Annotated in this window: 20 protein-coding genes, 1 tRNA gene and 1 pseudogene; 10 read left to right on the top strand and 12 right to left on the bottom strand. The window is 67.8% G+C overall.

All coding sequences use genetic code 11. The annotated features are described in order from the left end of the window. The first annotated feature begins 73 nt into the window (after positions 1-73). Complete coding sequence (locus ACQ86A_RS07895; protein WP_431280001.1) at positions 74-433, top strand: hypothetical protein; 360 nt, start codon at positions 74-76, stop codon at positions 431-433. On the opposite strand, the gene ACQ86A_RS07890 is transcribed toward ACQ86A_RS07895, so the two are convergent. From ACQ86A_RS07890 to ACQ86A_RS07870, 5 genes and pseudogenes are all read right to left on the bottom strand, one after another. Beyond that, positions 393-611, bottom strand: a complete 219-nt coding sequence (locus tag ACQ86A_RS07890; protein WP_431280000.1) for a hypothetical protein — start codon at positions 609-611, stop codon at positions 393-395. The two genes, ACQ86A_RS07895 and ACQ86A_RS07890, sit on opposite strands and share 41 nt — an antisense overlap. A 106-nt stretch (positions 612-717) precedes the next feature. Beyond that, positions 718-1737 (bottom strand): DUF2891 family protein, encoded by a 1020-nt coding sequence (locus ACQ86A_RS07885; protein WP_431279999.1) that lies wholly within the window; start codon positions 1735-1737, stop codon positions 718-720. Positions 1738-1740: 3 nt separating this feature from the next. Further along, the gene (locus ACQ86A_RS07880; RefSeq protein ID WP_431279998.1) at positions 1741-2718 is read right to left on the bottom strand and encodes a ribose-phosphate diphosphokinase; all 978 of its coding nucleotides are present in this window, start codon (positions 2716-2718) and stop codon (positions 1741-1743) included. Then, a pseudogene (glmU, locus tag ACQ86A_RS07875) lies at positions 2719-4142 on the bottom strand (bifunctional UDP-N-acetylglucosamine diphosphorylase/glucosamine-1-phosphate N-acetyltransferase GlmU). It abuts the gene before it with no gap. A 29-nt stretch (positions 4143-4171) separates the two neighbouring features. Continuing rightward, positions 4172-4243: transfer RNA gene (locus ACQ86A_RS07870), tRNA-Gln, on the bottom strand. A gap of 103 nt (positions 4244-4346) precedes the next feature. Between ACQ86A_RS07870 and ACQ86A_RS07865 the strand changes: the two genes are divergently transcribed. Together ACQ86A_RS07865 and ACQ86A_RS07860 are read left to right on the top strand one after the other, a co-directional pair. After that, the gene (locus ACQ86A_RS07865) at positions 4347-4850 is read left to right on the top strand and encodes a MarR family winged helix-turn-helix transcriptional regulator (protein ID WP_431279997.1); all 504 of its coding nucleotides are present in this window, start codon (positions 4347-4349) and stop codon (positions 4848-4850) included. A 101-nt stretch (positions 4851-4951) separates the two neighbouring features. Continuing rightward, positions 4952-7462, top strand: a complete 2511-nt coding sequence (locus ACQ86A_RS07860) for a CDP-glycerol glycerophosphotransferase family protein (protein ID WP_431279996.1) — start codon at positions 4952-4954, stop codon at positions 7460-7462. 1 nt (position 7463) lies between these two features. Here ACQ86A_RS07860 and ACQ86A_RS07855 read toward each other — a convergent pair whose 3' ends face one another. After that, positions 7464-9149: an acyl-CoA dehydrogenase family protein gene (locus tag ACQ86A_RS07855; protein ID WP_431279995.1), complete on the bottom strand. Its 1686-nt coding sequence runs from the start codon at positions 9147-9149 to the stop codon at positions 7464-7466. Between the two features lie 3 nt (positions 9150-9152). Continuing rightward, positions 9153-11015, bottom strand: a complete 1863-nt coding sequence (locus ACQ86A_RS07850) for an ABC-F family ATP-binding cassette domain-containing protein (RefSeq protein ID WP_431279994.1) — start codon at positions 11013-11015, stop codon at positions 9153-9155. A gap of 220 nt (positions 11016-11235) precedes the next feature. On the opposite strand from ACQ86A_RS07850, the gene ACQ86A_RS07845 reads away from it, so the two are divergent. Together ACQ86A_RS07845 and ACQ86A_RS07840 are read left to right on the top strand one after the other, a co-directional pair. Continuing rightward, positions 11236-12240, top strand: a complete 1005-nt coding sequence (locus ACQ86A_RS07845; RefSeq protein WP_431279993.1) for an AAA family ATPase — start codon at positions 11236-11238, stop codon at positions 12238-12240. Further along, positions 12159-14090 carry a LuxR C-terminal-related transcriptional regulator gene (locus ACQ86A_RS07840; RefSeq protein ID WP_431279992.1) on the top strand — a complete coding sequence of 644 codons (1932 nt, stop codon included), beginning with the start codon at positions 12159-12161 and terminating at the stop codon, positions 14088-14090. The genes ACQ86A_RS07845 and ACQ86A_RS07840 overlap by 82 nt, the downstream gene beginning before the upstream one ends. Positions 14091-14419: 329 nt before the next feature. Here the strand turns inward: ACQ86A_RS07840 and ACQ86A_RS07835 are convergent, their stop codons facing one another. The 4 genes from ACQ86A_RS07835 to metG are packed head-to-tail and all read right to left on the bottom strand — an operon-like array spanning position 14420 to position 18769. Next, the gene (locus ACQ86A_RS07835; protein ID WP_431279991.1) at positions 14420-15352 is read right to left on the bottom strand and encodes a 4-(cytidine 5'-diphospho)-2-C-methyl-D-erythritol kinase; all 933 of its coding nucleotides are present in this window, start codon (positions 15350-15352) and stop codon (positions 14420-14422) included. Positions 15353-15411: 59 nt separating this feature from the next. Beyond that, positions 15412-16257: a 16S rRNA (adenine(1518)-N(6)/adenine(1519)-N(6))-dimethyltransferase RsmA gene (gene rsmA / locus ACQ86A_RS07830; RefSeq protein WP_431279990.1), complete on the bottom strand. Its 846-nt coding sequence runs from the start codon at positions 16255-16257 to the stop codon at positions 15412-15414. Next, the gene (locus ACQ86A_RS07825) at positions 16254-17183 is read right to left on the bottom strand and encodes a TatD family hydrolase (protein ID WP_431279989.1); all 930 of its coding nucleotides are present in this window, start codon (positions 17181-17183) and stop codon (positions 16254-16256) included. Before ACQ86A_RS07825 ends, rsmA begins: the two co-directional genes overlap by 4 nt. After that, positions 17180-18769, bottom strand: coding sequence for a methionine--tRNA ligase (gene metG, locus ACQ86A_RS07820; RefSeq protein ID WP_431279988.1), 1590 nt, complete (start codon positions 18767-18769; stop codon positions 17180-17182). The genes ACQ86A_RS07825 and metG overlap by 4 nt, the downstream gene beginning before the upstream one ends. A 203-nt stretch (positions 18770-18972) precedes the next feature. Between metG and ACQ86A_RS07815 the strand changes: the two genes are divergently transcribed. Further along, positions 18973-20331 (top strand): DUF222 domain-containing protein, encoded by a 1359-nt coding sequence (locus ACQ86A_RS07815; RefSeq protein ID WP_431279987.1) that lies wholly within the window; start codon positions 18973-18975, stop codon positions 20329-20331. 25 nt (positions 20332-20356) lie between these two features. Here ACQ86A_RS07815 and rsmI read toward each other — a convergent pair whose 3' ends face one another. Continuing rightward, on the bottom strand, positions 20357-21196 hold the full coding sequence (gene rsmI / locus ACQ86A_RS07810; RefSeq protein WP_431279986.1) for a 16S rRNA (cytidine(1402)-2'-O)-methyltransferase: 840 nt from the start codon (positions 21194-21196) through the stop codon (positions 20357-20359). Positions 21197-21368: 172 nt separating this feature from the next. On the opposite strand from rsmI, the gene ACQ86A_RS07805 reads away from it, so the two are divergent. The 4 genes from ACQ86A_RS07805 to ACQ86A_RS07790 are packed head-to-tail and all read left to right on the top strand — an operon-like array spanning position 21369 to position 24574. After that, entirely contained in the window at positions 21369-22700 is a 1332-nt protein-coding gene (locus ACQ86A_RS07805; RefSeq protein WP_431279985.1) for a dolichyl-phosphate-mannose--protein mannosyltransferase, read from the top strand. A 26-nt stretch (positions 22701-22726) separates the two neighbouring features. Next, on the top strand, positions 22727-22903 hold the full coding sequence (locus ACQ86A_RS07800; RefSeq protein ID WP_431279984.1) for a hypothetical protein: 177 nt from the start codon (positions 22727-22729) through the stop codon (positions 22901-22903). A gap of 52 nt (positions 22904-22955) precedes the next feature. Further along, complete coding sequence (locus ACQ86A_RS07795; protein ID WP_431279983.1) at positions 22956-24122, top strand: S53 family peptidase; 1167 nt, start codon at positions 22956-22958, stop codon at positions 24120-24122. After that, on the top strand, positions 24077-24574 hold the full coding sequence (locus ACQ86A_RS07790; RefSeq protein ID WP_431279982.1) for a hypothetical protein: 498 nt from the start codon (positions 24077-24079) through the stop codon (positions 24572-24574). Before ACQ86A_RS07795 ends, ACQ86A_RS07790 begins: the two co-directional genes overlap by 46 nt. The last annotated feature ends 4 nt before the right edge of the window (positions 24575-24578 follow it).

Genomic DNA, 24578 nt, shown 5'->3' with positions numbered 1-24578 from the left:
GGGACTGCTGGGAAGGTCGATTCGCCGCGGGTCGCCGGTTGCGAACGGGGCCGAGGACGCCGACACTCGTACTGTGACGTTAGATGACCATCCGGAGCTCGCCGGCTACGAGCCGCTCGACGAGCGCCCCTTGCGGGGGCGACGGATGGTCATCGCCACCCGGGTGGTCGTGGTCATCGGACTCGTGGCGCTCATTCTGCCCGGGGTTCTTGTCACCATCAGCATCGCCTCGACCACGGCGTCGAACACGTGCGCGGTCTACGTCAGGCAGTACAAGCCCGACGCCGTGTCGTCGTCGGCGCGCTTCGAGCTCATGGGTCCGGTCGGGCCGGGCTGGCAGTGCTACGCGCTGAACACCGAGGGCGATGCGTCATTCGTCGCGCCACTCGGGCTCATTCCTTCGACGCCGCACCAGTTCCGCCAAGCCGCATAACTCGCAGCATCGAGACGGCGAGCAGCCCTGACGCCAGGGCGAGCGCGCCCCAGAAGACGCAGCTTGGCATGCCCGCACCAGCCAGAACGAGCACCGCGAAGACGACGAGGGCGGTCGTGAGAGCCGCGCTGTATGCGGTAAGGGGACGAATCGCGGGAACGATGTGTCTCGACGGCACGGGGAACCTCTCGGGCTGAGTCGGCGGTCGCACCCGACGGTGCGCCGGTGTGCTCAGAGAGGAAGACCCACTGACTCCGAGGTACTAACGCGCGTACCCGAACTTCCTAGCCACGGTGATCGACGGATGCGCTCAGCGCGTCCCACGCGAACGATGCGAGCCAGTGCGACGACAGGTACTCGGTGGACACGACCGCGGTGAGGCCCGCGTCGAGGAGCGGGCTCCGCGAATCCCGGAGCACCGACGCCGACACTGTGTCCCCCAGCGCCGCCGTGATCCGGGCGACCTGCGCGGCCCGCGACAGGTTCAGCCCGTGCAGATGCACCTGGTAGCCATCGGTCTCGTCGAGCACCGTGGCGGGGGTCAGCACGGCCGATCTGCTGGTCAAGTCAGGCAGGAGCGTCTCGAACTTCGACGCGAACTCGTTCGGCGACAGCACCCGCCGCAGCAAGTCGGCCTCGCTGAGGGATGCCGACAGGAAGTCCTGTCCGCTGCGTTCGCCCTCGTGGTCCAGAGCCGCGTCGTCACCGAACCACCGGAGCGCCGCGACCTTGCACGCCGCTGCCCCGGAGGCGTGACCGAGCTCGCGGAACGCGTCGAGCAGCATCCCGAGCCCGAAGGCGGAGTTGGTGTGCACGCCGTGACGCACGGGCCACTCGGTGCGTTCCGCCCATCCCGCGACCAGCTCGGCGACGGCGTCGACCGCAGGACGGAGCGCCGCACCCCATGCGTTGATCTCCGCGTCTTGCGACGAGCCGCAGAGGGCCGCGAGCCGCACCAGCCAGGCCCAGCCGTACGGACGTTCCCAGCCCGGGTGCTCGCGCAAGTACTCGACCTCGACCGCCAACTTGCTCGCGGTCAGGTCAGCCCCGAGCGCCTCGCGCAGTCGCGTCGAGAGATCACCGTCGACGCCGAACTCGAGCAGCGAGACGCCGAGCCAGTGCATGTGCACGCACGAATGCCAGTCGAAGGAGGTCGCGAACGCCGGGTGCAGCTCACGGGGCGTGCGTCGCGCATCCTGATCGCTCGAGGCGACGTGGTGCGCGGCATACGGATACTCGCGCCCGAGGTTGTCGAGCACGATCTGCGCATAGCCGGGCGCGAGCTCGCTGCGCCGGTCGGTCACCGCCTAAGCAGCCCCGTCGAACATCGACGTGACCGAGCCGTCGGTGAAGACCTGCTGGATCGCGTTGGCGAGCAGCGGCGCGATCGGGAGGATCGTGAGCTTCTCGAACTGCTTGTGCTCGGGGAGCGGCAGCGTGTCGGTGACGACGACCGAGTCGATGAAGTCGCTCTGCAGGATCTCGACGGCCGGGTCGCTGAACACGGCGTGCGTGGCAGCCACCACGACACCGAGGGCGCCGTTGGCTTTGAGGGCCTCGGCGGCCTTCACGATGGTACGGCCGGTGTCGATGAGGTCGTCGACGAGCAGGCAGACGCGGCCGCGGACATCCCCGACGATCTCGTGCACGGAGACCTGGTTCGGGATGAGCGGATCGCGGCGCTTGTGGATGATCGCCAGCGGAACGCCGAGCTTGTCGCTCCAGTTGTCGGCGACACGAACGCGGCCCATGTCGGGCGAGACCACGGTGAGCGTCGACGCGTCGAGCTCGTTGCGCATGTGCTCGAGGAGCACGGGCATGGCGAAGAGGTGGTCGACCGGGCCGTCGAAGAAGCCCTGGATCTGAGCGGCATGCAGGTCGACCGACATGATGCGATCGGCGCCGGCGGCCTTGAACAGGTCCGCGACCAGGCGGGCCGAAATCGGCTCGCGGCCGCGGCCCTTCTTGTCCTGACGGGCATACGGGTAGAAGGGGGCGACGACGGTGATGCGCTTGGCGGACGCGCGCTTCAGGGCGTCGACCATGATCAGCTGTTCCATCAGCCACTCGTTGATCGGCGAGGTGTGCGACTGGATGACGAACGCATCCGAACCGCGGACGCTCTCGTCGAATCGCGCATAGATCTCGCCGTTGGCGAAGGTGCGGGAGTCGGTGGGGACGAGCTCGCTGCCGAGGTGTTCGGCGATCTGCTCGGCGAGGGCGGGATGCGCACGCCCCGAAATCAGAACCAGGCGTTTCTGTCCGGTGGTGGTTATCCCTGACACTTACTCTCCGCTCTCTTCCGCAGCTTTGGCGGCGTCGGTGCCCGGTCGCTTCTGCGCGACCCAACCCTCGATGTTCCGTTGCGGTGCGACCGTGAGGGCGAGGGCCCCCGCCGGGACGTCCTTGCGGACGACGGTTCCGGCTCCGGTGTACGCTCCGTCACCCATCCTAACCGGCGCGACGAACACGGTGTTCGTGCTAACCCGAACGTGCGAGCCGATCTCGGTGCGGTGCTTGTTCACGCCGTCGTAGTTGGCGGTGATGACTCCGGCGCCCAGGTTCGACTTCTCGCCGACCTCCGAGTCGCCCACGTAGTTGAAGTGCGCGAGCTTGGTTCCTGCACCGATCTTCGCGTTCTTCGTCTCGACGAAGGTTCCGATCTTGCCGTCGGCGCCGAGGATCGTTCCCGGGCGGAGGTAGGCGAAAGGCCCGACCGTGGCGCCGGCGCCGATGACCGAGAGCGTCGCATCCGTGCGCTTCACGGTGGCGCCCTCGCCGATCTCACAGTCGAGCAGCGTGGTGTCCGGCCCGATGACCGCACCGGACTCGACCAGAGTCGCACCGCGGATCTGCGTGCCGGGAAGCAACGTCACATCCGGAGCGAGCTTGGCCTTGACGTCGATCCAGGTGGTCGCGGGGTCTTGCACGGTCACGCCGGCCAGCTGCCAGGTGCGCACCAACAGGGCATTGAGCTTGGCGGCCGCGTCGCTCAGCTGGGCGCGGTCGTTGATGCCTTCGACGAGCCAGGACTCGGCCACGGGCAGGGCGTCGACGTCGAACCCGGCCTGACGCAGCAGACCGATCACATCGGTGAGGTACTTTCTCCCTGCACGTTGTCGGTCGTGAGCGCGGCGAGCTGATCGCGGAGCTGCGCGAGGCCGAAGAGGTAGATCCCGGCGTTGATCTCGCCGATGCCGCGCTCCTCGTCGGTCGCATCCTTGTGCTCGACGATGCGGTCGAGGTGGCCCGACTCGGTACGGACGATGCGGCCGTATCCGGTCGCATCCGCCGGGAAGGACGACAGGATGGTCGCCGCAGCCGACCCGGCCCGGTGCTTCGCGAGAAGGCCGCGGAGCGTCTCGGCGTCGAGCAGCGGGACGTCGCCATTGACGACGAGAACGTCGCCGTCGAAGTCAGCCGGCAGCGCGGCGACAGCGAGCTCGACCGCGCGTCCGGTGCCGGGAACCTCGTCCTGGTCGACGATGGCGCTTTCCGGCATGTCTGCTGAGATCACCTCGACGAGCCTGTCCCGCTCGTGGCGGACCACGGAGACGACGTGGGCCGCGTCGAGCTCCCGCGCCGTGGCGAGCACGTGCCCGATGATCGGCATGCCCGCGAGGGGGTGCAGCAGCTTGGGAGTCGCGGACTTCATCCGCGTTCCCTGGCCGGCCGCGAGCACGACGATGGCGAGGTTCTGGTCGGTCATGGTTCTCCCGGAGATCGGTGACGAGTTCGCTCCGCCTCCAGGACTCGAACCTAGACCTAACAGCTCCAAAGGCTGTCGTGCTGCCATTACACCAAGGCGGACCGCGACAATGCGCTCGTACAGTTTGCCAGACCTTGGTGAGCGGGCGGCCATCCTGGCCTATCCCGGGCGAATAACCGCATCCCGAACAAATAGCATGGGGGGATGGCTGACGCACGCGACGAGGTCGACCGCATTGTCGACTCCTGGCTGCGCGAGCGCCCGGACCTCGACTTCTCGCCGCTGCAGGTGCTGTCGCGGGTCGCCCGCCTGTCGCGTCACCTCGACCGTGCCCGACGCACGGCTTTCGAGCGCTCGGACCTCGAGTCGTGGGAGTTCGATGTGCTGGCTGCACTCCGCCGTGCCGGTGCGCCCTATCAGCTCAGCCCGAAGGCGCTCCTCCAGCAGACGCTCGTCTCCAGCGGCACCATGACGAACCGGATCGACCGCCTGGTCACGAGGCGGCTTGTCGAACGCCGCACCGACCCGAACGACGGCCGCGGAATCCTCGTGCAGATGACCTCCTCGGGGCTGACCCGGGTGGATGCGGCGATCACGCGTCTGGTCGACGCCGAATCCGAACTTCTCGCCTCGCTGTCGACTGCGGACCAAGAACGTCTTGCCGGGCTGCTGCGCAAGCTCAGCCTCGATTTCGACTCCGAGAGCTGACCTCTCTCGCCCCGGCGAGCGGCCCAACGTCGTAATACGTTCAGAAGGCTGAAAGTGCGCTCCCAGCACTCTGTTATCCGCCTCACATATGCTCGCTGGCGATGAGACTCTCCCGACTGATGCGCCTCCCATCCCGCGCCAAACGTGCCGCGCGGTTCGAGATCCACGCCTACTACCGTCGGCAGCCCATCGTGGTCGGCTCCGTCTTCTACGAGTCCTTCTCCGGCAACGGGATGCTCGACAATCCCGAGGCGATCTTCCGCGAGCTTCTCGCCGCGCCCGACCTCGGCCACCTGACTCACATCTGGGCTCTGTCCGACCTGCACCAGTACAAGGCCGCCGTCGAGGAGTTCGCCGACGACCCGCGGGTCAGCTTCGTGCGCTACGGCTCGGCCGCCTACTACCGCGCTCTCGCGACCAGCCAGTACCTCGTCAACAACGCCACCTTCCCGCCCGATTTCGGCAAGCGCCCGGGTCAGGTGTACCTGAACACCTGGCACGGCACCCCGCTGAAGCGCATGGGCTACGACATCGAAGAGGGCGCGCTGGCCACCGCGAACATCGTGCGCAACTTCGTCGCCGCCGACTACCTCCTGGCCGCCAACGCCTTCATGGCCGACCAGATGTACGAATCGGCGTACAAGCTGACGGGAATCTACCGGGGCACGCTCGTGGAAGAGGGGTACCCGCGCATCGACCGGCAATTCCTCGATGACGCCGGACGCGCATCCGCTCGCCGCCTGCTGGTCGACTCGGGCCTTCCGCTCGGCGATCGCAAGATCATCCTGTACGCGCCGACCTGGAAGGGCGCGTCGTTCGGCCGACCCACCGACGACCTCGACGAGATCCTCGAGAACATCGCGGTCATCGAAGAGCGTATCGACACCAGTCGGTACGCGGTGCTGCTGAAGACACACCAGAGCGTGCACAAGCTGGCCAAGCACCGACCGGAGCTGAAACGGATGCTCGTGCCCAACGAGATCCCCACCAACCTCGTGCTCGGCGTCACGGACATGCTCGTCACCGACTACTCGAGCATCTTCTTCGACTTTCTGCAGACCGGTCGGCCGATCCTGTTCTTCACGCCCGACCTCGCCGACTATGCGGGCACGCGCGGACTCTACTTCGAGCCCGAGGAGTGGCCCGGTCCCGTGCTCATGTCGGCGCGTGAACTCGGCGAGGAACTCGCGCGCATCGCCGAGGACGGCGACGCCATCCCGGAGGAATCGCGCGAGCGCTACCTCGCGATGAAGCGCCGGTTCACCTCGCACGAAGACGGCTCGGCCTCGAAGCGCATCGTGGACATCGTCTTCCGCGGGGCTCGGGAGGGGTACCGCCTGCGCACCGACGTGTACGAGGACGGTCGCGAGAAAATCCTTCTCTACCTCGGCGGGATGCGCCCCAACGGCATCACCACCTCAGCGCTCAACCTCCTCAACAACATCGATCACACGCGATACGACGTCTCAGCGTTCTTCGCGCAGAGCCGTGCACGAGCGACGATCGCCAAGCAGAAGCAGATCAACCCGAACGTGCGTCAGTTCCCCCGGGTCGGCGGGATGAACGGGGCCAAGCTGCGCCAATTGGCGCGCCACCTCGAGTTCCGCCGCGGGCGCACCGCAGAGCACGGGAACGTTCCCGCGCAGAACCAGCTGTGGGACGACGAATGGCAACGCTGCTTCGGCGACAGCAAGTTCGACTACGTCATCGACTTCTCCGGCTACGGACCGTTCTGGGCGATCCTGCTCCTGCACTCCCCGCCAGCCGTGCGCTCGATCTGGCTGCACAACGACCTGGCTGCGGACGCCCACCGCGAGGTGGGCGGCGAGAAGAAGATGCTGCACAGCCTCACCCAGGTGTTCACGCTCTATCCGCAGTACGACCATCTCGTCTCCGTGTCGCCCACGCTCGCCGACATCAACAGGGAGGGACTGGCCGAGTACTCGGCTCCCGAGAAGTTCGTCTCGGCCCTCAACACGGTCGACGCCGAGCACATCCTGGAGAACGCGCAAGCCGATCTCCACGAGATCACGTTCGACGAAGAGACGGGCACGAATCCCGAGTGGGCCGAGGCACTCCTCGCCGACGATGACGTCACTACCTTCGTCTGCGTCGGACGGCTCTCGCCGGAGAAGAACCACGCGCGGCTCATCCGCGCCTTCGCGGAGGCGCACGCCCGGCATCCGAAGACGCGCCTCGTGATCGTCGGCTCGGGACCGCTCGCCGCCGAGCTCGAAGCACTGATCGCCTCCCTCGACCTGATGGGCGCTGTCTTCCTGACCGGGATGCAGCGCAACCCGCACGCGATCATGGCCCACGCCGACTGCTTCGTGCTCTCCAGCGACTACGAGGGCCAGCCGATGGTCATCCTCGAAGCGCTCGTCCTCGGCCTGCCGATCGTGACCGTCGAGTTCGCCTCGGCCAAGAACGCGCTCCCCGCCGGCTCGGGGCTCGTCGTCCCGCAGTCGGACGAAGGCGTCGCCGCGGGCCTCGAAGCCTTCATCCGAGGCGAGGTGCCGGCCAGCGCGTTCGACTTCGCTGCGTACAACCGCAAGGCGGTCGAACAGTTCTTCCACGCCATCGGGGCCACGGCCGACGCATCGGTCGGCTGAGTCAGGCGCGGGATACGAGCGCGGCGAGGTCCAATCCGGCGGGCAACTCCCCGTAGAGGGAACCGCGGTCGGGGCCGAGGCGAGCCTCCACGTAGGCGCGGCCGACCGCATCCGGAGCCGTTGTCAGCAGCAGTGCCGCCTGCAATGCCGCCGCGAGCCCGGCGACGAGCGGGCGCACCTGGGCCACGGATGCACGGTCGACGGATGCACGGTCCACGGATGCACGGTCGACGGATGCACGGTCGACGGATGCTGCGCCTGCCATCGCCGCGCTGAGCTCGCGCAGCCGGATACGCAACCGATCGTGGTGCGCATCGAAGACGGGGTGGAGGCCGCGCGCAGCGGACAGCTCGAGATCGAACGCCTCGGCGCTGTCGGGCTCACGACCGAGAGCGCGCAGCACGTCGAGGGCGATCACGTTGCCGGAGCCCTCCCAGATCGCCATCACGGGCTGCTCGCGATACCGACGCGCAAGTGGGAACGACTCTGTGTACCCGTTGCCGCCCAGACATTCGAGCGCCTCATAGGCGTGTCCGGGCCCGCGTTTGCAGACCCAATACTTCGTTACCGCGGTCGCCAGCCGACGGAAGGCGCGGTCGGTGTCTGGGGCGTCGTCATCGTGCGCTCGGGCGAGCCGGAGGGACACAGCCGTCGCAGCCTCCGACTCGAGCGCGAGGTCGGCGAGCACGGCTGTCATCGCTGGCTGGTCGACGAGAAGCCCGCCGAACGCGCGCCGGTGCCGCACGTGCCAAGCGGCCTCGGCGACGGACTGCCGCATTCCCGCTGCGCTGCCCAGGATGCAGTCGAGCCGGGTGCGGTTGACCATCTCGAGGATGGTGCGGACGCCGCGGCCCTCCTCACCGAGCAGATGACCGACGGTTCCGTCGAGCTCGACCTCGCTCGACGCGTTGGAGCGGTTGCCCAGTTTGTCCTTGAGGCGCTGGATGAGGAACGTGTTCCGAGTGCCGTCCTCCAGCATCCGGGGCACGAGGAAGCAGCTCAGCCCTGCGTCGGTCTGGGCGAGGACCAGGAAACCGTCGGACATCGGCGCCGAGCAGAACCACTTGTGCCCGGTGAGGAGGTAGCGTCCATCGCCTGCGGCCACCGCGCGCGTCGTGTTGGCCCGCACATCCGACCCGCCCTGTTTCTCGGTCATCGCCATGCCGAAGAGCGCCGAACGCTTGTTCGGCGCCAGTCGCCTGTCGAACTCGCGACTCAGGAGGCGAGGCAGCCACTCCGCCGAGAGGGACGGTGACGCCGCGAGGGCCGGAACGACCGCATGGGTCATCGAGATCGGACAGGCGTGACCGGGCTCGACCTGCGCGAAGAGCATGAACGTGGCAGCGCGAGCGACATTCGCACCCGGTCGAGGCGCGGCCCACGCCGCGGTGTGCGCTCCCGCGGCGACCGCTTCGCCGAGGATCCGGTGGTACGACGGGTCGTACTCGACCTCGTCGATCCTGGTGCCCCACCGGTCGAAAGCACGCAGGACGGGCTCGTGCACGTTCGCGCGCTCGGCGTCATCCTGAAACCGTGCACTCCCGACCAACCGGCCGACCTCGCCGAGCGCCGGCGCAGCCCATGAAGCGTCGTAACGTTCGACCGCTTCGGCCAGAGGGATGTTCGCAGCGAACTCATCGACGTCGACCCGCGCAGGCGGCTGGTTGGTCACATCGTGAGTGCGCATGCGCTAATCCTCCAACTGCTCCGACAGTTCGAGCCAGCGGGTCTCCAGCGTGGCGATCTCGTCTTCGAGGCCGCGGAGCTCGTCCGTGATCGCGGCGACTCCGACGTAATCGCTCTGGTCGAACTCGGCGAGTTTCTCGTGCTTCGCAGCGACCTGGTCGGCGAGCTTGCCGAGGCGACGATCGATCGAGGCGACCTCCTTCTGGGCGTTTCGCAGGTCGGCTCCGCTCAGCGACGGCGACGACGAGCCGGCGGCTCCGGATGCGCCGCTTGCCCCGGGTGCGCCGCTTGGCGCGTTGCCTTCGAGCGCGGTGGCCCCGCCACCGTTCAACGAACCCTGCGCTCGGCGCAGCTGCAGATACTGGTCGACGCCTCCTGGAAGGTGCCGGAGGCTCGCATCCATCACCGCGTACTGCTGGTCGGTGACGCGCTCGATCAGGTACCGGTCGTGGGAGACCACGATGAGTGTGCCCGGCCACGAGTCGAGAAGGTCCTCCATCGCGGCGAGCATGTCGGTGTCGAGGTCGTTGGTCGGCTCGTCCATGATGAGCACGTTCGGCTCGTCGAGCAGGATCAGCAGCAGCTGCAGGCGTCGCTTCTGACCGCCCGACAGGTCTTTGACCGGGGTTGAAAGCTGCGCGGTCGTGAAGCCGAGCCGCTCCAGCAACTGACCGGGCGTCATCTCCTTGCCGCCCGCCAGGTAGGTGGTGCGCTTGCCCGCGATCACGGCGCTGACCCGGTCGTCCATCACGTCGTCGAGCTCGCCGAGCTGCTGCGTGAGCGTGGCGATCTTGACCGTCTTGCCGCGCTTGACGCGTCCGCTCGTCGGCTCGAGGGATCCCGCGATCAGGTTCAGAAGGGTCGACTTGCCGGCGCCGTTCACGCCGAGCACGCCCGTGCGCTCGCCGGGTGCGATGCGCCACTCGATGTCACGGAGCACGGTCTTGTGATCGGGTGCCTCTGCATCCCCGCGCACAGGGAAGACCACGGATACGTCGAGCAGGTCGACGACGTCTTTGCCGAGGCGCGACGAGGCCATCTGCTTGAGCTCGACGGTGTCGCGCGGCGGCGGCTCGTTCTCGATCAGCTCGTACGCCGCATCCATGCGGAACTTCGGCTTCGACGTGCGGGCGGGCGCACCGCGACGAAGCCAAGCGAGCTCTTTGCGCATCAGGTTCTGGCGCTTGCTCTCGATGACGGCATTCATCCTGTCCCGCTCAACGCGCTGCAGGATGTACGCCGCATAGCCGCCCTCGAACGGCTCGATGATGCGATCGTGCACCTCCCAGGTGGCCGTCGACACTTCGTCGAGGAACCACCGGTCGTGCGTGACGACCACCAGGCCGCCGGAACCCGCCGGCCACCGCTTCTTGAGGTGCGCGGCGAGCCACGCGACACCCTCGATGTCGAGGTGGTTGGTGGGCTCGTCGAGGAACAGGATGTCGTGGTCCTGCACCAGAAGCGCAGCCAGTGCCACGCGCCTCCGCTGCCCTCCGGAGAGGTCGGCGACCGTCGCATCCCACCGGATGTCGGCGACGAGTCCGCCGAGCACGTCGCGCACCCGCGCATCCCCGGCCCAGACGTGCTCGTCGATCCCGCCCACGATCGCGGCACCGACCGTGAGGGTGGGGTCGAGCTCGTCACCCTGGTCGAGCATCCCGACGCTGACATCGCGCCGTCGCGTGACGCGCCCCTGATCGGGTTCGAGACGACCGGACAGGAGGGAGAGCAGCGTCGACTTGCCGTCGCCGTTGCGGCCGACCACGCCGATGCGGTCGCCCTCATTGATGCCGACGGTCACGCTGTCGAAGATGACGCGGGTCGGGTATTCGAGGTGCAGCGACTCAGCGCCGAGGAGGTGTGCCATGACGGCTTCCAGCCTACCGGCGGTCGGGTGCGTCGCCTTTCGGCGGTTCAGCGCCCCTCGCCGCCTCGCTGCCTCTCCTGCCCCTCTCCGCCCCTTCCCGCCCCTCGCCGCCCCTCCAACGGGTGCTCCCCGACGTGTCGTCGATGTGCGAGGATCGCTAAGATCGGTCCCGCGCTGTACCCGCCCGACATCTCCGGACTGGTCAGGATGGGGTTTGTTCGTGACCGAAAACTCTGCGGCGCCGTCGTCTCCGCCGCTCTTCGGCCGTGATCCTGCGCGCGATGCGCTCCTCACGGTGGCCGGACGTGCACTGACGCAGGGCGGGACCGCCCTGGTGACCGGCGAGGCGGGCCTCGGTAAGACGGCTCTGCTCGCGGATACGGCCGACCGACTCGACGGCTGGACCGTTCTGCGCGTCCACGCGGACTCCTTCGAATCCGACCTCAGCTATTCGACCGTCGAACGCCTGGTGCGCGGGTTGAACGCGGTCAGCGGTACGCGCATCCGGCCGCCGGAGCCCACGGACGAGCCGATCGCTGTCGGGCGTCTCCTGCTCGACGCCATCGACAGCGTCTCGTCGCCGGTGTGCGTCATCGTCGACGATGCGCAGTGGGTCGACGAGGCGTCGGCCCGTGCGCTGCGGTTCGTGGTGCGCCGACTCTCCGACCAGGCCTTCCTCTTCATCGCGGCGACGCGCCCGCTCGCGAACAGCGTCGTCGCGCTGTTCGAGGACGTCGCGGCCACGACGGTCAATCACGCGCGCATCGACCTCACACCCCTCACCGTCAGCGACACCCAGGAGCTGGCGCAGCACATCCTGGGGCACGCGATCTCGCGGCGTACCGCCACCCGCCTCACCGAAGCGACGCAGGGCTCACCGCTCCTGCTGAGCGTCCTGCTCGGTCAGCTGCGCGAGACGTTCGCCGCCGCGCTGCACCCGGCGGGCTGGGACCTGCCGATCGCCGCGATCACACCGCTCTCGACCGCGATCTCGTCGGCGCTCGAGGGGGCGGATGCGTCGGTGCGCGACGCTGCGGAGATCGTCGCCGTGCTCCGCGACCCACTCCCCTCCCCCTCTTCGGCACGATCGCGAGCACACTCGGCCTGCAGGTCGACATCTCGGGCGCGGTGTCCCGTGGTCTGGTGCGCTCGACCGAACGCGACGGGGTGGTCTGGGTCGAGCCGGCGCACGCGATTCTCGCCGACGCGCTCACCAGCGAGCTGACCGTCCAGCGGCGCGTGGAGATCCATCGCGTCGCCGCCGCGGTGCTGACCGGTCACCGCGCGCTGCGTCACCGGGTCGAGGCCGCCGATCAGGCCGACCCCACACTGGTGGCCGAGCTCCTGGCGGCGAGCCGACTGGCCGCCGACCGTGGGCAGGCCGACCAGGCGATGAGCTACGCGCGGTCTGCCGTGCACCTCGCCGCTGCCGGGGCAGAACACGAACGCGCGCTGATCGAGATCGGCCTTCTCGCCATGCGCACGCGCCAGCACGAGCGCATCTTCGACCTCGCTCCGGCGATCGAGGCACTGCCCGCCTCCGTGGTTCGGGATGTGGTGCTCCTCGAACTGCGCACCCTCACCGGCGACATCCCCGGCGCCCTCGCCCTCGCGCTCGCTCTCGAGGCTGCCCCTGCGGTCACCCCCGAGGAACGGGCGATCCGTGCTCACGTCGCCGAGGCCATCCCGAAGGTCCTGATGGCGATGCGCGACTTCCCAGCGGCCCTTGACCACCTCGAGATCGGCCGACAGCACATCGAGGAGGCTCCGAGCGACCCGGACGAACTGAACGATCCCGCCCTCCGCTGGCTCGCGCAGCCCCGCGACGACCTCATGCGGCTACTCGGCTGGTCGCTGACCGCATCCCTCCACTCTCGCCGGGTCGACCTGATCGGATCCCTGATCGCCGAGCTCGACACCCTCCTCGGCACGACGGAGTCCGCTGCCGCCGTTGACGCTCTCGTCACCCGAGCGCGAGTCTTCATCTTCATGGGTGACATCGGCCGTGCCCGCGACGACCTCGCCCGCGCCAACGTGCTCGTCCACCGTTTCCCGTCGAGTTGGACGGCCGGATTCGCCCGCACGATCTACGCCCACGTTCTGTTCCTGGTCGGCGAGTGGGACGAGTCCGTCACTCTCGCGGACGCCGCAGTCGCGCTCGCCCTCGACGAGACCGACCTGTCCGGTTGGCCGATCGCCCTCACTGTCTCCACACTCGTCCGCGCCGGTCGCGGTGAGAGTTCGGCCGTCGATGAACGGCTCACCTCCGCGTCCCAGGCCAAGCTGAGCATCGCCGGTTCTTACGACGGCGACATCCCGCACCTCGCCCGGGCAGAGCTGGCGCGAGCCCTCGGGCGTCCGGATGCGCAGCTCGCCGCGACTGAATCGGCTGAAGCGGGCGCGATCGGTGCTTCGTCGCTCGGCTGGCTGACCTACCGGATCGACGCGCTCGCCACCCTGGGACGCGCCGACGAGGCGCGTGCGGCCTTCGCGCTGTGCACCGACCCGCAGCGACTGTGGCGCCCGTTCTACGGCTCGCTCGGCTGGCTGGAGGGACGGGTGCTCGAGGCCGAGGGTGACCTCGGCGCAGCCACGGCCGCTTATCGCGCATCCCTGAGCGACCCTGGATCCGCCCGGTTCCCCTTCCCGCACGCTATAGCGGCCTTCGACGCAGCCCGTCTGCTCGCCGCAACCGGCGGCGACACTGCCACCGTGCGCGCTCTGGCCGAGCAAGCCTCGGAGACTTTCCGTCGCGTGGGAGCCGCCGCGTACCTGGAGCGTTGCGCGCGCCTCCTCGACGACCTTGCGGATGCGGGCGCATCCGAAACCCGAACGGAGCCTGGTGACCCCTTCGCCCCGCTCACGACGCGCGAACGTCAGGTAGCGCACGCCATCGCCGCCGGCATGACGAACAAGGAGATCGCCGAGCGCCTGTACGTGTCGGTGACGACCGTGAACTTCCACGTGCGGAACATCCTCGCGAAGCTCGAGCTGACGTCGCGGCGCGACCTGCGCAAGCTGAGCGTGGCCTCTCGGGGTCTGCGCACGACAGGCCTCCGGCGCGTTTCCCGCTGAACCTCTTGGGGTGCGACCGGGATCGACTTCGGACGGTCTCGCGGTGACTCCAGGCGACGTTGTAAGAGCCCGAGAAAGACCTCTCGCGGTTGCCCATGAGGGGTGAGCAGATGCACCCCGTCAACTGTTGACGGTTTTCGCCTCACGATTGGGTGAGTCGCTGACGGGCTCGCTATTTTTGAACCACACCCTGGGATGCCCGCTCCCGGTAAAGCATGGAAACGCTTCTCGTTACGAATCGTCTCAACACCCGACATGCCGACACTCGAGCAGGGCATCCCTGGGTATCGGCACGCGCATCCGGAGCCGGATCGACTGAGGGGCGAAGCTCAGTCTCCGATGATTCGGGCGCCGTGCACCGGCCCCGTCGCCCGCACGGCGGTCAGCCGGGCTGCGCTCAGCGCGATCTGCAGGTCGAGGGCGCCGTCGAGGTCGGGCGTGAGGAAGGCGACTGTCGGCCCGGAGCCTGACACGATCCCCGCCAGCGCCCCGTTCATCTCGCCGAGCTCGAGCACATCCCCGATCTCCGGTGAGAGGTGGATGGCGGGAGCCTGCAGATCGTTCGTCAACGACTCGGCGAGCATCTGCGGGTCGCCCGCTCGCAGTGCCTGCAGCACAGCGGTGTCGACGCTCGGCTTGCGCTGGGCAGGTGCGATGTCGTGCGAGTGCCGCTCGCGGTGCTTGTCGAGCTCGGTGTAGACCGTTGGGGTGCTCAGTTGCGCCTCTGGCAGCGCAAGCACCCAGTGGAAGCTTCCGGTGGCGAGCGCGGGGCTGAGCCTGTCGCCCCGTCCCGTTCCGATGGCGGTGCCTCCAAGGAGCGCGAACGGCACGTCGGCGCCGAGCCGTGCCGCCAGGGCGTGCAGGTCGTCCTTGGTCGCCTCGGTGCCCCAGAGTGCATCGCAGGCGACAAGCGTGGCCGCCGCATCGGCCGAGCCGCCGCCCATGCCGCCGCCGATCGGAACGTGCTTCTCGATCTCGAGCCGCACACCGCCCTTGTATCCGGCCTTGCGAGCCAGCATCTTGGCGGCTTTGATAGCCAGGTTCGTGTCGTCGGTCACGAGACCCGAGGTGTCGATCGAGCCCGAGAAACCCACCGAGAAGTCATCGGCAGGATACGCACGCACATCTTCGTAGAGCGAAACCGCCTGATACGCCGTCGCGACGTCGTGGTAGCCATCATCCATCACGGCGCCGACGCGCATGAACACGTTGATCTTGCCCGGTGCTCTGACGTGCACCGCAGGAGCAGCCGACGAGGTCATGCTCCCAACCTACAGGGGGTTGGCGGCTGCACTGTTCCGCAACCTGTCGAGCGGCGCGTTCAGGATGCTCGGGCGAGCGCAACGAATTCCGCGATGCCCAATTGCTCCCCGCGCAGTGTCGGTGCAAGGCCCGCTGCCTCGAGCGTCGCGGACGCCGTGGCCGAATCACCGAACACACTGGAGAGCGCCTGCCGCAGCATCTTGCGACGCTGCTGAAACGCCGCATCCACCAATTCGAAGGTGCGTCGTCGGAGCGCCTCGTCGCCCGGCTCGACCTCGTGGCGCTCGAAAGCGACGAGCACCGAGTCGACGTTGGGCACCGGCCAGAAGACCTGACGGCTCACCGTTCCGGCCGTGCGCCACGACCCGTACCAGGCTGCCTTCACGCTCGGCGCGCCGTACACCTTCGACCCCGGCTCGGCGGCAACCCGGTAGCCGACCTCCGCCTGGACCATGACGACGCCCGACCGGATGCTGTCGAAGTGCTCGAGGAAATGCAGCAGAACCGGCACCGATACGTTGTACGGGAGGTTGGCGACAAGCCGGCTCGGTGCGCTCGGCAGTTCCGTCACGCTCAGCGCATCCGCCCGGAGCACGGTCAGCCGGTCCGCGACGTCGGGGGCGAGCTCACGCACGGTCGTCGGCAGCTGAGCCGCGAGTCGCTTGTCGATCTCGATCGCCTCGACGCTCGCGTCGGCCTCCAGGAGGCCCAATGTCAGGGAGCCGAGGCCCGGGCCCACCTCGACGACCGTGTCGCCCGGCTGAACGCCCGCGACGCGCACGATACGGCGCACGGTATTACCGTCGATGACGAAGTTCTGGCCGAGCTTCTTCGTGGGCGTGACGTCGAGCAACTCCGCGAGATCCCGGATCTCGGCCGGCCCGAGCAGGCGCACGGCGCTCACGCGATGATCCCGATCGGGGTCGTCGGTGGGGCGGCGACCGGTTCGGCATCCCACCGTCCGTAGACCAACTCGGTGTTGGAGCTGATCTGCGCGGCCAGCGTCGACGCGTCCGTTCCGATCGTCTCGGCCATGGCACGCAGCGTATGCGGGATCAGATACGGCGCGTTGGGCCGGCCGCGAAACGGAGTGGGCGTGAGGAACGGCGCATCCGTCTCGACCATGATCAGAGCACGCGGCGCCGCGACGAGGGCCTCGCGGAGGTTGGCAGCGTTCTTGAACGTCACGTTGCCTGCGAACGACATGTACCAGCCGTTGTCGGCGCAGATCTGCGCCATCTCGGCGTCGCCGGAGAAGCAGTGGAATACCGTGCGCTCGGGCGCACCCACCCGCTTGAGCGTCGCGATGACGTCGCGGTGCGCATCCCTGTCGTGGATCTGCAGCGCCAGGTCGTTCTGCTTGGCGATCTCGATGTGGGCCTCGAACGAGCGGAACTGCGCATCGCGGCGGGGGCCGTCCTCGGTGCGGAAGAAGTCCAGACCGGTCTCGCCGACCGCGCGAACACGCGGGCGCCCAGCGAGCTCGGCGATCACAGCGAGAGCGTCGTCAAGCTCGCCGCGTTCGGCGTAGTCGGGCGCGTCGTTCGGGTGCAGAGCCACGGCTGCGAGCATCCGGGGCTCCACAGCCGCCATCGCGGCGGACCAACGCGAGGTCTCGACGTCGTTGCCGACCTGCACGACCCCGCGCACGCCGACGCTCGAGGCGCGGTCGAGCTGCTCACGATAGTCGAGCGGGTCATGCCCGTCGGAGATCTCGAGATGGGTGTGGTTGTCGTACACCGGGACGACGAGCGCCTCCGGAAGCGGCGGATACTCCAGATCGCGTCCGTCGGTGACATGACGTTGGCGGATGAACGCCGGATCGGTCATGCCCCGGGCACCGCGTCCGCTTCGATCCGCGGGAACAGCGCCTCGAGCCCGTTCACCGTCGTGCCCGCGGGCAGCTGGCCCCAGTCGCCGGCCGAACGGATGCGCTGCTCGTCGAGGCCGCCGAGCTCGTCCTCCGCACCGAGCGACTCCCACAGCTTCTGCGTCGCTCGCGGGATGACCGGCGAGAGCAGCACCGCAAGCGCACGCAAACCCTCGGCGGCCGTGTAGAGCACGGTCGCCAGGCGCTCGCGCTTCGACTCGTCCTTCGCGAGCGTCCACGGCTCGTGGGTCGTGATGTAGCCGTTCAGCTCGTCGACGACCGTCCAGATCGAGGTGATGGCCTCGTGGATGGCGAGGCGCCCGATCGCATCGTCGGCGTTCGCGGTCGCCTTGGCCACCACATCCTGAACCGTGAAGTCGGCCTCGAGATAGGTGGACGGCGGGGGCACGATTCCCTCGAAGTAGCGGGTGACCATCGCGATCACGCGCGAAGCGAGATTGCCGAAACCGTTGGCGAGCTCGGCCTGGTAGCGGGCGGACAGGTCCTCCCAGCTGAACGAGCCGTCCTGGCCGAAGTTGATCGCGCGCATGAAGTAGTAGCGGAAGGCATCGGACCCGAACGTGTTCGTGATCTGGGTCGGAGCGATACCGGTGAGCTTCGACTTGGACATCTTCTCGCCGCCCACCAGCAGCCAGCCGTGGCCGAACACACGATGCGGAACGTCGACGCCCGCAGCCATCAACATCGCCGGCCAGATCACCGCGTGGAATCGCAGGATGTCCTTGCCGACGATGTGCGTCGCGGGCCAGCGCCGATCGAACGTCGCGTCGTCCTGGCCGTAGCCGACCGCCGTGACGTAGTTGAGGAGCGCGTCGAACCAGACGTAGACGACGTGCGACTCGTCCCAGGGGACCTTGATGCCCCAGTCGAAGCTCGACCGGGAGATCGACAGGTCGCTGAGGCCCTGCCTGACGAACGATACGACCTCGTTGCGCGCCGATTCCGGCTGCACGAACTCGGGGCGCTCCTCGTAGAGAGCCAGAAGCTTGTCGGCGAACTGACTCATGCGGAAGAAGTAGTTCTTCTCCTGCAGCAGTTCGAGCGGCTTGGAGTGGATCGCGCAGACCTTCTGACCCTCGTACTCACCCGTGCCGTCGACGATCTCGGACTGCGGTTTGAACTCCTCACAGCCCACGCAATAGAGCGCTTCGTACTCCCCCGCGTAGATGAAGCCGTCGTCGTAGAGCTTCTGGAGGAACTTTTGAACGTTCTTCTCGTGCCGCTCATCCGTGGTGCGGATAAAGTCGTCGTTCGCGATGTCGATGGTCTTCAGCAGCGGCAGCCACTCGGTGGACACCAGACGGTCAGCCCACTCCTTCGGTGTCGTGCCGTTCGCCGTCGCCGTGCGCAGGATCTTCTGACCGTGCTCGTCCGTGCCGGTCAGCAGCCAGGTGTCATCGCCGGCCTGACGGTGCCAGCGGGCGAGGACATCGGCAGCCACCTCGGTGTATGCGTGCCCGATGTGCGGGACATCATTCACATAGAAGATCGGCGTGGTGATGTAGAACGAAGAGCCGTCGGACATGCTGTCTATCCTACGGGCGCGCTGTGGAGTGGTTTTGCTTGTTACTACGGCGGGGTGCGGGATGCGTCGGATTCGCGCGAGCGGCCGTTCTCACTGGCCCCGCCGTCGTCGTGGCCATCCTCCCCAGGCGCGCACTTTTGCGAGTTATCCACCCAATTGGCCGGTCAGGTGCTCTTTCTTCGGAAGTGTGGCGGAATCGATCCATGACCGCCACTGAGTCAGTCGCCTTATTACGGGAGGCGCTCCAACCGTTCGCCACCCCGGCCTCGCTGGGTCAGGACGAGTTTTCCGCTGCACTCGCGGCCGTCGGCGATCTGCAGGCGGCGTTGGATGCCGTCAAGGTCGGGCTGGCACGCGAACTGGTGGCCCGCTCGACGGGCGCGGGTGCGACCAACCCGGTTCTGCGGACAGGACACTCGTCTGCGGCGAACCTGATCGCGGAGCAGTGGCAGATCTCGATGCCGGCGGCGCGACAGTACTGCCAAGTCGGCGAGGCGACGGCCCCCGTAATCGGCCCGGACGACGCGGCGGGCGCGGCGCGGTTCCCTGCAGTGGCTGCGGCGATCGAAGCGTCGTCCGGCTGGGTCAGCGTCGATCAGGCGGCCGTGATCGTGCGGGAGTTGGACAAGGCAGCATCAGGATGCACGCCCGCTTCGCTCCACGCCGGTGAACGGGTACTCGTGGAACGTGCCCCGGACCTGACCTATCTCGAATTGCGGGCGCTGGCCGAGCGCATCCGGGACGAGCTCGACGAAGGCGGCATTGTGCCCGGCGAGGAACGTCAACGGATGCGTCGGTCGCTGACGATCGGCACCACCAGCGACGGGATGACGCACCTCGACTGGTACCTGAACCCGGAGTCCGCCGGATTCGTCGTCACTGCGATCGACAGCCTGGTCGGGCACGAACTGCGCCGTGTCCGTTTTCCGGAGTCAGGGCAGCCCCAGACTGAGGTATCGGGGATGGACGGAATGGAGGACAGGCGCAGCCTGCCGCAGCTTCGGTCCGATATGGCTGTGCAGGCGTTTCGGCATTTCGCCGGGTGCAGTCAGACCGGCCCGGCCGGACGGGCGCCGGTGGCAGTTGTGGTTCGCGTCGACCTGGAGACGCTGCAGACCGGGCTCGGCACCGCCTCGATCGACGGCATCCGCTCCCCCATCAGCGCAGGAACCGCACGACGAATGGCCGCCGACGCCGACCTCATCCCCGTAGTACTCGGCGGAGCCAGCGAAGTCCTCGACCTCGGCCGCCGCCAACGCCTCTTCAGCCCCGCCCAAAAACTCGCCCTCGCCGAACGCGACGACGGCTGCGCCTGGACCGGCTGCCCACACCCACCCTCCTACACCGAAGCCCACCACATCCGCTGGTGGGACGCCCACACAGGACCAACCGACCTGTCCAACGGGATCCTGCTCTGCAGCACCCACCACCACCGAGTACACGACGACGGGTGGCAGATACACGTACGCGACAACGTGCCCTACTTCACCCCACCCCCACACATCGACCCCCACCAACGACCCCGCCCCGGCGGACGCATCCGCATGGCTCGCACGTCATGAGCGACGTCGCGGACCGCGCATGTCTTTAGTGTCCGTTCTGCGTCGTGCCCGTGCGGCGGTCGAGAGCGGCCTGGTAGAGGTCCCTCTTCCCAAGGCCTGTTGCTTCTGCGACCTCGGCGGCAGCGTCCTTCAGTCGCGTTCCGGATGAGACCAGCTCGAGCACCTGCGTGACGCCGGTCTCAAGGTCGACTGTTCGTTCGGGTGCGCCATCGATGACGACGACGATCTCGCCGCGTACGCCGGCCTCAGCCCACTCAGCGAGCTCGGACGCGGTCCCCCGCTTCACTTCCTCGAACATCTTGGTGAGCTCCCTCGCGACGACCACGCGGCGGTCGTCGCCGAGAGCGGCGGCAATATCGACCAGCGAGGCGGCGATGCGGTTCGGGGATTCGAAGAAGACCATCGTGCGGGGTTCGGCGGCGAGCGCACGGAGGGAGCTCATCCGCTCACCGTGCTTGCGTGGAAGAAAGCCCTCGAAGGTGAACCGGTCAGTGGGGAGTCCCGAGACAGCGAGGGCCGTTATCACCGCTGACGGCCCCGGCAAAGCAGTAACGGCGACACCCGCGGCAGCGGCGGCTTCGACGAGGTGAAAGCCTGGGTCAGACACTGTCGGCATTCCGGCGTCGCTGAGGAGCACAACATCCTGTTCGCGGGCCAGCTCGACCAGGTCGGCTGCACGGTCCCGTTCGTTATGGTCGTGCAGCGCGATGAGACGCGGTCGGTTCTCGATGCCCAGCCCGGCGAGAAGCCGTTGAGTGACGCGAGTATCCTCAGCGGCGACGATCGCGACCGACCCGAGCACCTCGATCAGGCGCAACGATGCGTCTTTGAGGTTGCCGATCGGAGTCGCGGCCAGGATGATCATGTCTCCAGTCTGTCAGTGACTGGGCGGTCGGAAGCCTTCGCAAAGGTTTCGACCCCTAGCATGTTCTGGTGACCACGACCCCCGCCCTCGGCGCTGCGCCGCAACCCGCGCGTTCGCCTGCGCATCAGCCGGCACACGGGTCCGAGCCGACAGGTAGCCGCCTCGACGACTGGTGGGCGCGGCGCCTGCGCACGCCGTTGCGGATGAAGCTCTGGTACTGGGGGCTCCGCTTGGCGTCACCTTGCTCGCCGCCGTGCTGCGTTTATGGAACCTCGGCAATCCGCATTCGCTCGTGTTCGACGAGACCTTCTACGTGAAGGACGCGTACACGCTGATGCACCTCGGCTACGAGGGAAGCTGGCCAGACAAGGCCGATCAGCAGTTCAACGCCGGGAACACGAACATCTTCTCGTCCGATCCGTCGTTCGTCGCGCATCCCCCGCTCGGTAAGTGGATGATCGCGCTCGGCTTGGCCGCGTTCGGCGCGGGCAACTCGTTCGGCTGGCGCATCACGACGGCGATCGTGGGCATACTCGCCGTACTCGTAGTGTTCCTGCTCGCCCGCAAGTTGTTCAAGTCCACGATTCTGGCGACCGTCGCCGGTGTGCTCATGGCCGTCGACGGCCACGCCATCGTGATGAGCCGCGTCGCCCTTCTCGACAACTCGGTGATGTTCCTCGCGTTGCTCGCTTTCGGCTGCATCCTGCTCGACCGTGACTGGCACGCCACAAGGTTGGCGGCGGCTGTAGCGCGAAACCGTGAGCACGGCCGTGATCCGACGTGGGGGCCCGCTCTGTGGTGGCGACCGTGGCTGCTCGCTGCGGCGATCCTCACCGGTGCCTGCGCGGGCGTGAAGTGGAGCGGCTTCTACTTTCTGGCCTTCTTCGCGGTCTATTCGGTCGTCGTGGATGCGGTGGCCAGACGACGCGTGGGCCTCCCGTTCTGGATTAGCGGAGCCGTGCTGAAGCAGGCACCCGCGACCTTCGTGCTGATGGTGCCCCTCGCGCTTGTCACCTACGTTTCGACTTGGGCGGGCTGGATTTTCACGAGCGGCGGCTACTACCGTCATTGGGCGCAGGCGACCCAGCTCGAGTGGAAGGGCGCCTTCAGCTGGGTGCCGTTGTGGGTGCAGAACCTCTGGCATTACCAGACCGAGATGTACAACTACAGCATCAATCTGCACGTCTCGCATCCGTACCAGTCCAACCCGCTGACCTGGCTGTTCATGATCCGACCGACGAGCATGTACTACGAGGGCTCGACGGCCGGGCAGCACGGCTGTATGGCCAACGCCTGTTCCTCGGCGATCACCTCGCTCGGCAATCCGCTGATCTGGTGGGGGCCGCAGCCGCTGTGTTCTACCTCGTGTACCGCATCGTGCGGTACAGGGAATGGCAGGTCGGTCTCATTCTCACCGGCCTCGCCGCCGGGTATCTGCCGTGGCTCCTCTACATCAACCGCACGATCTTCCAGTTCTATTCGATCGCCTTCGAGCCGTACCTGATCCTGGCTCTGACCTTCGCTATCGGGTTGATCATCGGCAAACGGGCGGATCCGTCATGGCGACGCTTGCGGGGAATCTGGGTCGTCGGCATCTATCTCGTCTTCGTTCTCGGCGTGAGCGCTTTCTTCTACCCGATCTGGACCGCACAGACGGTGCCGTTCTGGTTCTGGCAGATCCATATGTGGCTGCCGAGCTGGGTCTGAGAACCGTTCAACGCACCTTGCAGCGTCGGTTCCTGGTGGTAGACCGTGGGGTATGACGGATGCAGAGCAGCCCCTCGACCTCGTACCCCTCGCCGGCAGTGAACGGCCGGATTCCCCTGGCGTGCGGCCCCACGGCGCCCTCGCCCCGGACGCACCGGTCGAGGCGACGCTCATCCTGCGCCGTCGCGATGCGGTTCCGGATGCTGCGCTCACCTCACCCCTGAGCCGCGCCGATTTCGCGAGCACTTACGGCGCCTCCGACGAGGACATCGAGCTCGTGACGTCGACGCTGAAGCCGCTCGGGGTGACGATCGAGAGCACCAGCACGGCGGAGAGACGGGTGCGCGTGTCCGGGCCGGCTCGGGTCATGGCCCGAGTCTTCGGCACCGACCTGATCGAAGCGGAGAGCGATGCGGCGGCCGCGGGCGTGACGCACCGCCATCGCAGCGGCGGGTTGAGCATCCCTGCCGCCCTCGATGGGGTTGTGACAGCAGTGCTCGGCCTCGACGACCGCCCCCAGGCACGTGCCCTCTTCCGAGTCGCCATGCCGCGCGCGGTGAGCACGAGTTACACGCCGCTCGAGCTCGGCACGATCTACAAGTTCCCCGAGGGGACGGACGGTTCCGGCCAGACCATCGCCATCATCGAACTGGGCGGAGGCTTCGTGCAGGAGGATCTCGACGCATACTTCGCCGGCCTAGGAATCACCGGCCCGAAAGTGACGGCGGTCGGGGTCGACGGCGGGAAGAACGATCCCGGCTCCGATCCGAACGGTGCGGACGGCGAGGTCATGCTCGACATCGAGGTGGCGGGTGCCCTCGCCCCCGGCGCCCACATCATCGTCTATTTCGCACCGAACACCGACGCGGGCTTCGTGGATGCGGTCATCGCCGCCTCGCACGCGACCCCGACTCCTGCCGCCATCAGCATCAGCTGGGGGCAGAGCGAGGACGCATGGACTCAGCAGGCGCGCGCAGCATTCGATGAGGCGCTCGTGGATGCCGCCGCCCTCGGCGCGACGACGACCGCTGCGGCCGGAGACGACGGCAGCACTGACCGCGTCTCCGACGGCAGGGCGCACGTGGACTTCCCCGCGTCGTCCCCCACGCGCTCGCGTGCGGCGGAACCCGACTCGCGGCGGACCCTGCGACGGGCGTCGTTCAGTCGGAGACGGTGTGGAACAACGGCGCCGGCGGAGGCGCCACCGGCGGCGGGGTGAGCGCGACGTTCCCGCAACCGACGTGGCAGGCGAAAGTGGGTGTGCCCGCCGGCGCCGAGGGTGTGGACGCGGGCGGCTCGACCAACGGTCCAAGCGGACGCGGAGTCCCGGATGTCGCCGGCGTCGCCGACCCGCAGACCGGCTATCGCGTGCGCGTCGACGGTAAGGACCTCGTCATCGGCGGCACCTCCGCGGTCGCACCGCTGTGGGCGGCGCTCATCGCTCGCATCGTGCAGTCGACCGGCAAACCCCTCGGCCTCGCTCAGCCCGCGCTCTACGACTCGATCGCAAAAGGTCAGGTGGCGGCGGGCTTTCGTGACATCACGACGGGCGACAACGGTGCGTTCCAGGCCGGACCGGGGTGGGATGCGTGCACCGGCCTCGGCGTGCCGGACGGGACCGCATTGCTCGCGGTCCACGCAAGTGCGGCGGGCGGCAGCACGCCAGAATAGGAGC

It is taken from the genome of Leifsonia poae, assembly GCF_050632195.1.
GTDB classification, from domain to species: domain Bacteria; phylum Actinomycetota; class Actinomycetes; order Actinomycetales; family Microbacteriaceae; genus Leifsonia; species Leifsonia poae_C.
The sequence above is the reverse complement of the archived record's forward strand: the minus strand, read 5'-3'. Positions and strand labels throughout refer to the sequence as shown.

Coding starts and splice junctions, on each gene's coding strand:
- ACQ86A_RS07795 (WP_431279983.1), top strand. CDS start 22,956: ATGACGGATGCAGAGCAGCCCCTCGACCTCGTACCCCTCGCCGGCAGT.
- ACQ86A_RS07855 (WP_431279995.1), bottom strand. CDS start 9,149: ATGCGCACTCACGATGTGACCAACCAGCCGCCTGCGCGGGTCGACGTC.
- ACQ86A_RS07825 (WP_431279989.1), bottom strand. CDS start 17,183: ATGACCGATCCGGCGTTCATCCGCCAACGTCATGTCACCGACGGACGC.
- rsmI (WP_431279986.1), bottom strand. CDS start 21,196: ATGATCATCCTGGCCGCGACTCCGATCGGCAACCTCAAAGACGCATCG.
- ACQ86A_RS07815 (WP_431279987.1), top strand. CDS start 18,973: ATGACCGCCACTGAGTCAGTCGCCTTATTACGGGAGGCGCTCCAACCG.
- ACQ86A_RS07860 (WP_431279996.1), top strand. CDS start 4,952: ATGAGACTCTCCCGACTGATGCGCCTCCCATCCCGCGCCAAACGTGCC.
- ACQ86A_RS07865 (WP_431279997.1), top strand. CDS start 4,347: ATGGCTGACGCACGCGACGAGGTCGACCGCATTGTCGACTCCTGGCTG.
- ACQ86A_RS07850 (WP_431279994.1), bottom strand. CDS start 11,015: ATGGCACACCTCCTCGGCGCTGAGTCGCTGCACCTCGAATACCCGACC.
- metG (WP_431279988.1), bottom strand. CDS start 18,769: ATGTCCGACGGCTCTTCGTTCTACATCACCACGCCGATCTTCTATGTG.
- ACQ86A_RS07835 (WP_431279991.1), bottom strand. CDS start 15,352: ATGACCTCGTCGGCTGCTCCTGCGGTGCACGTCAGAGCACCGGGCAAG.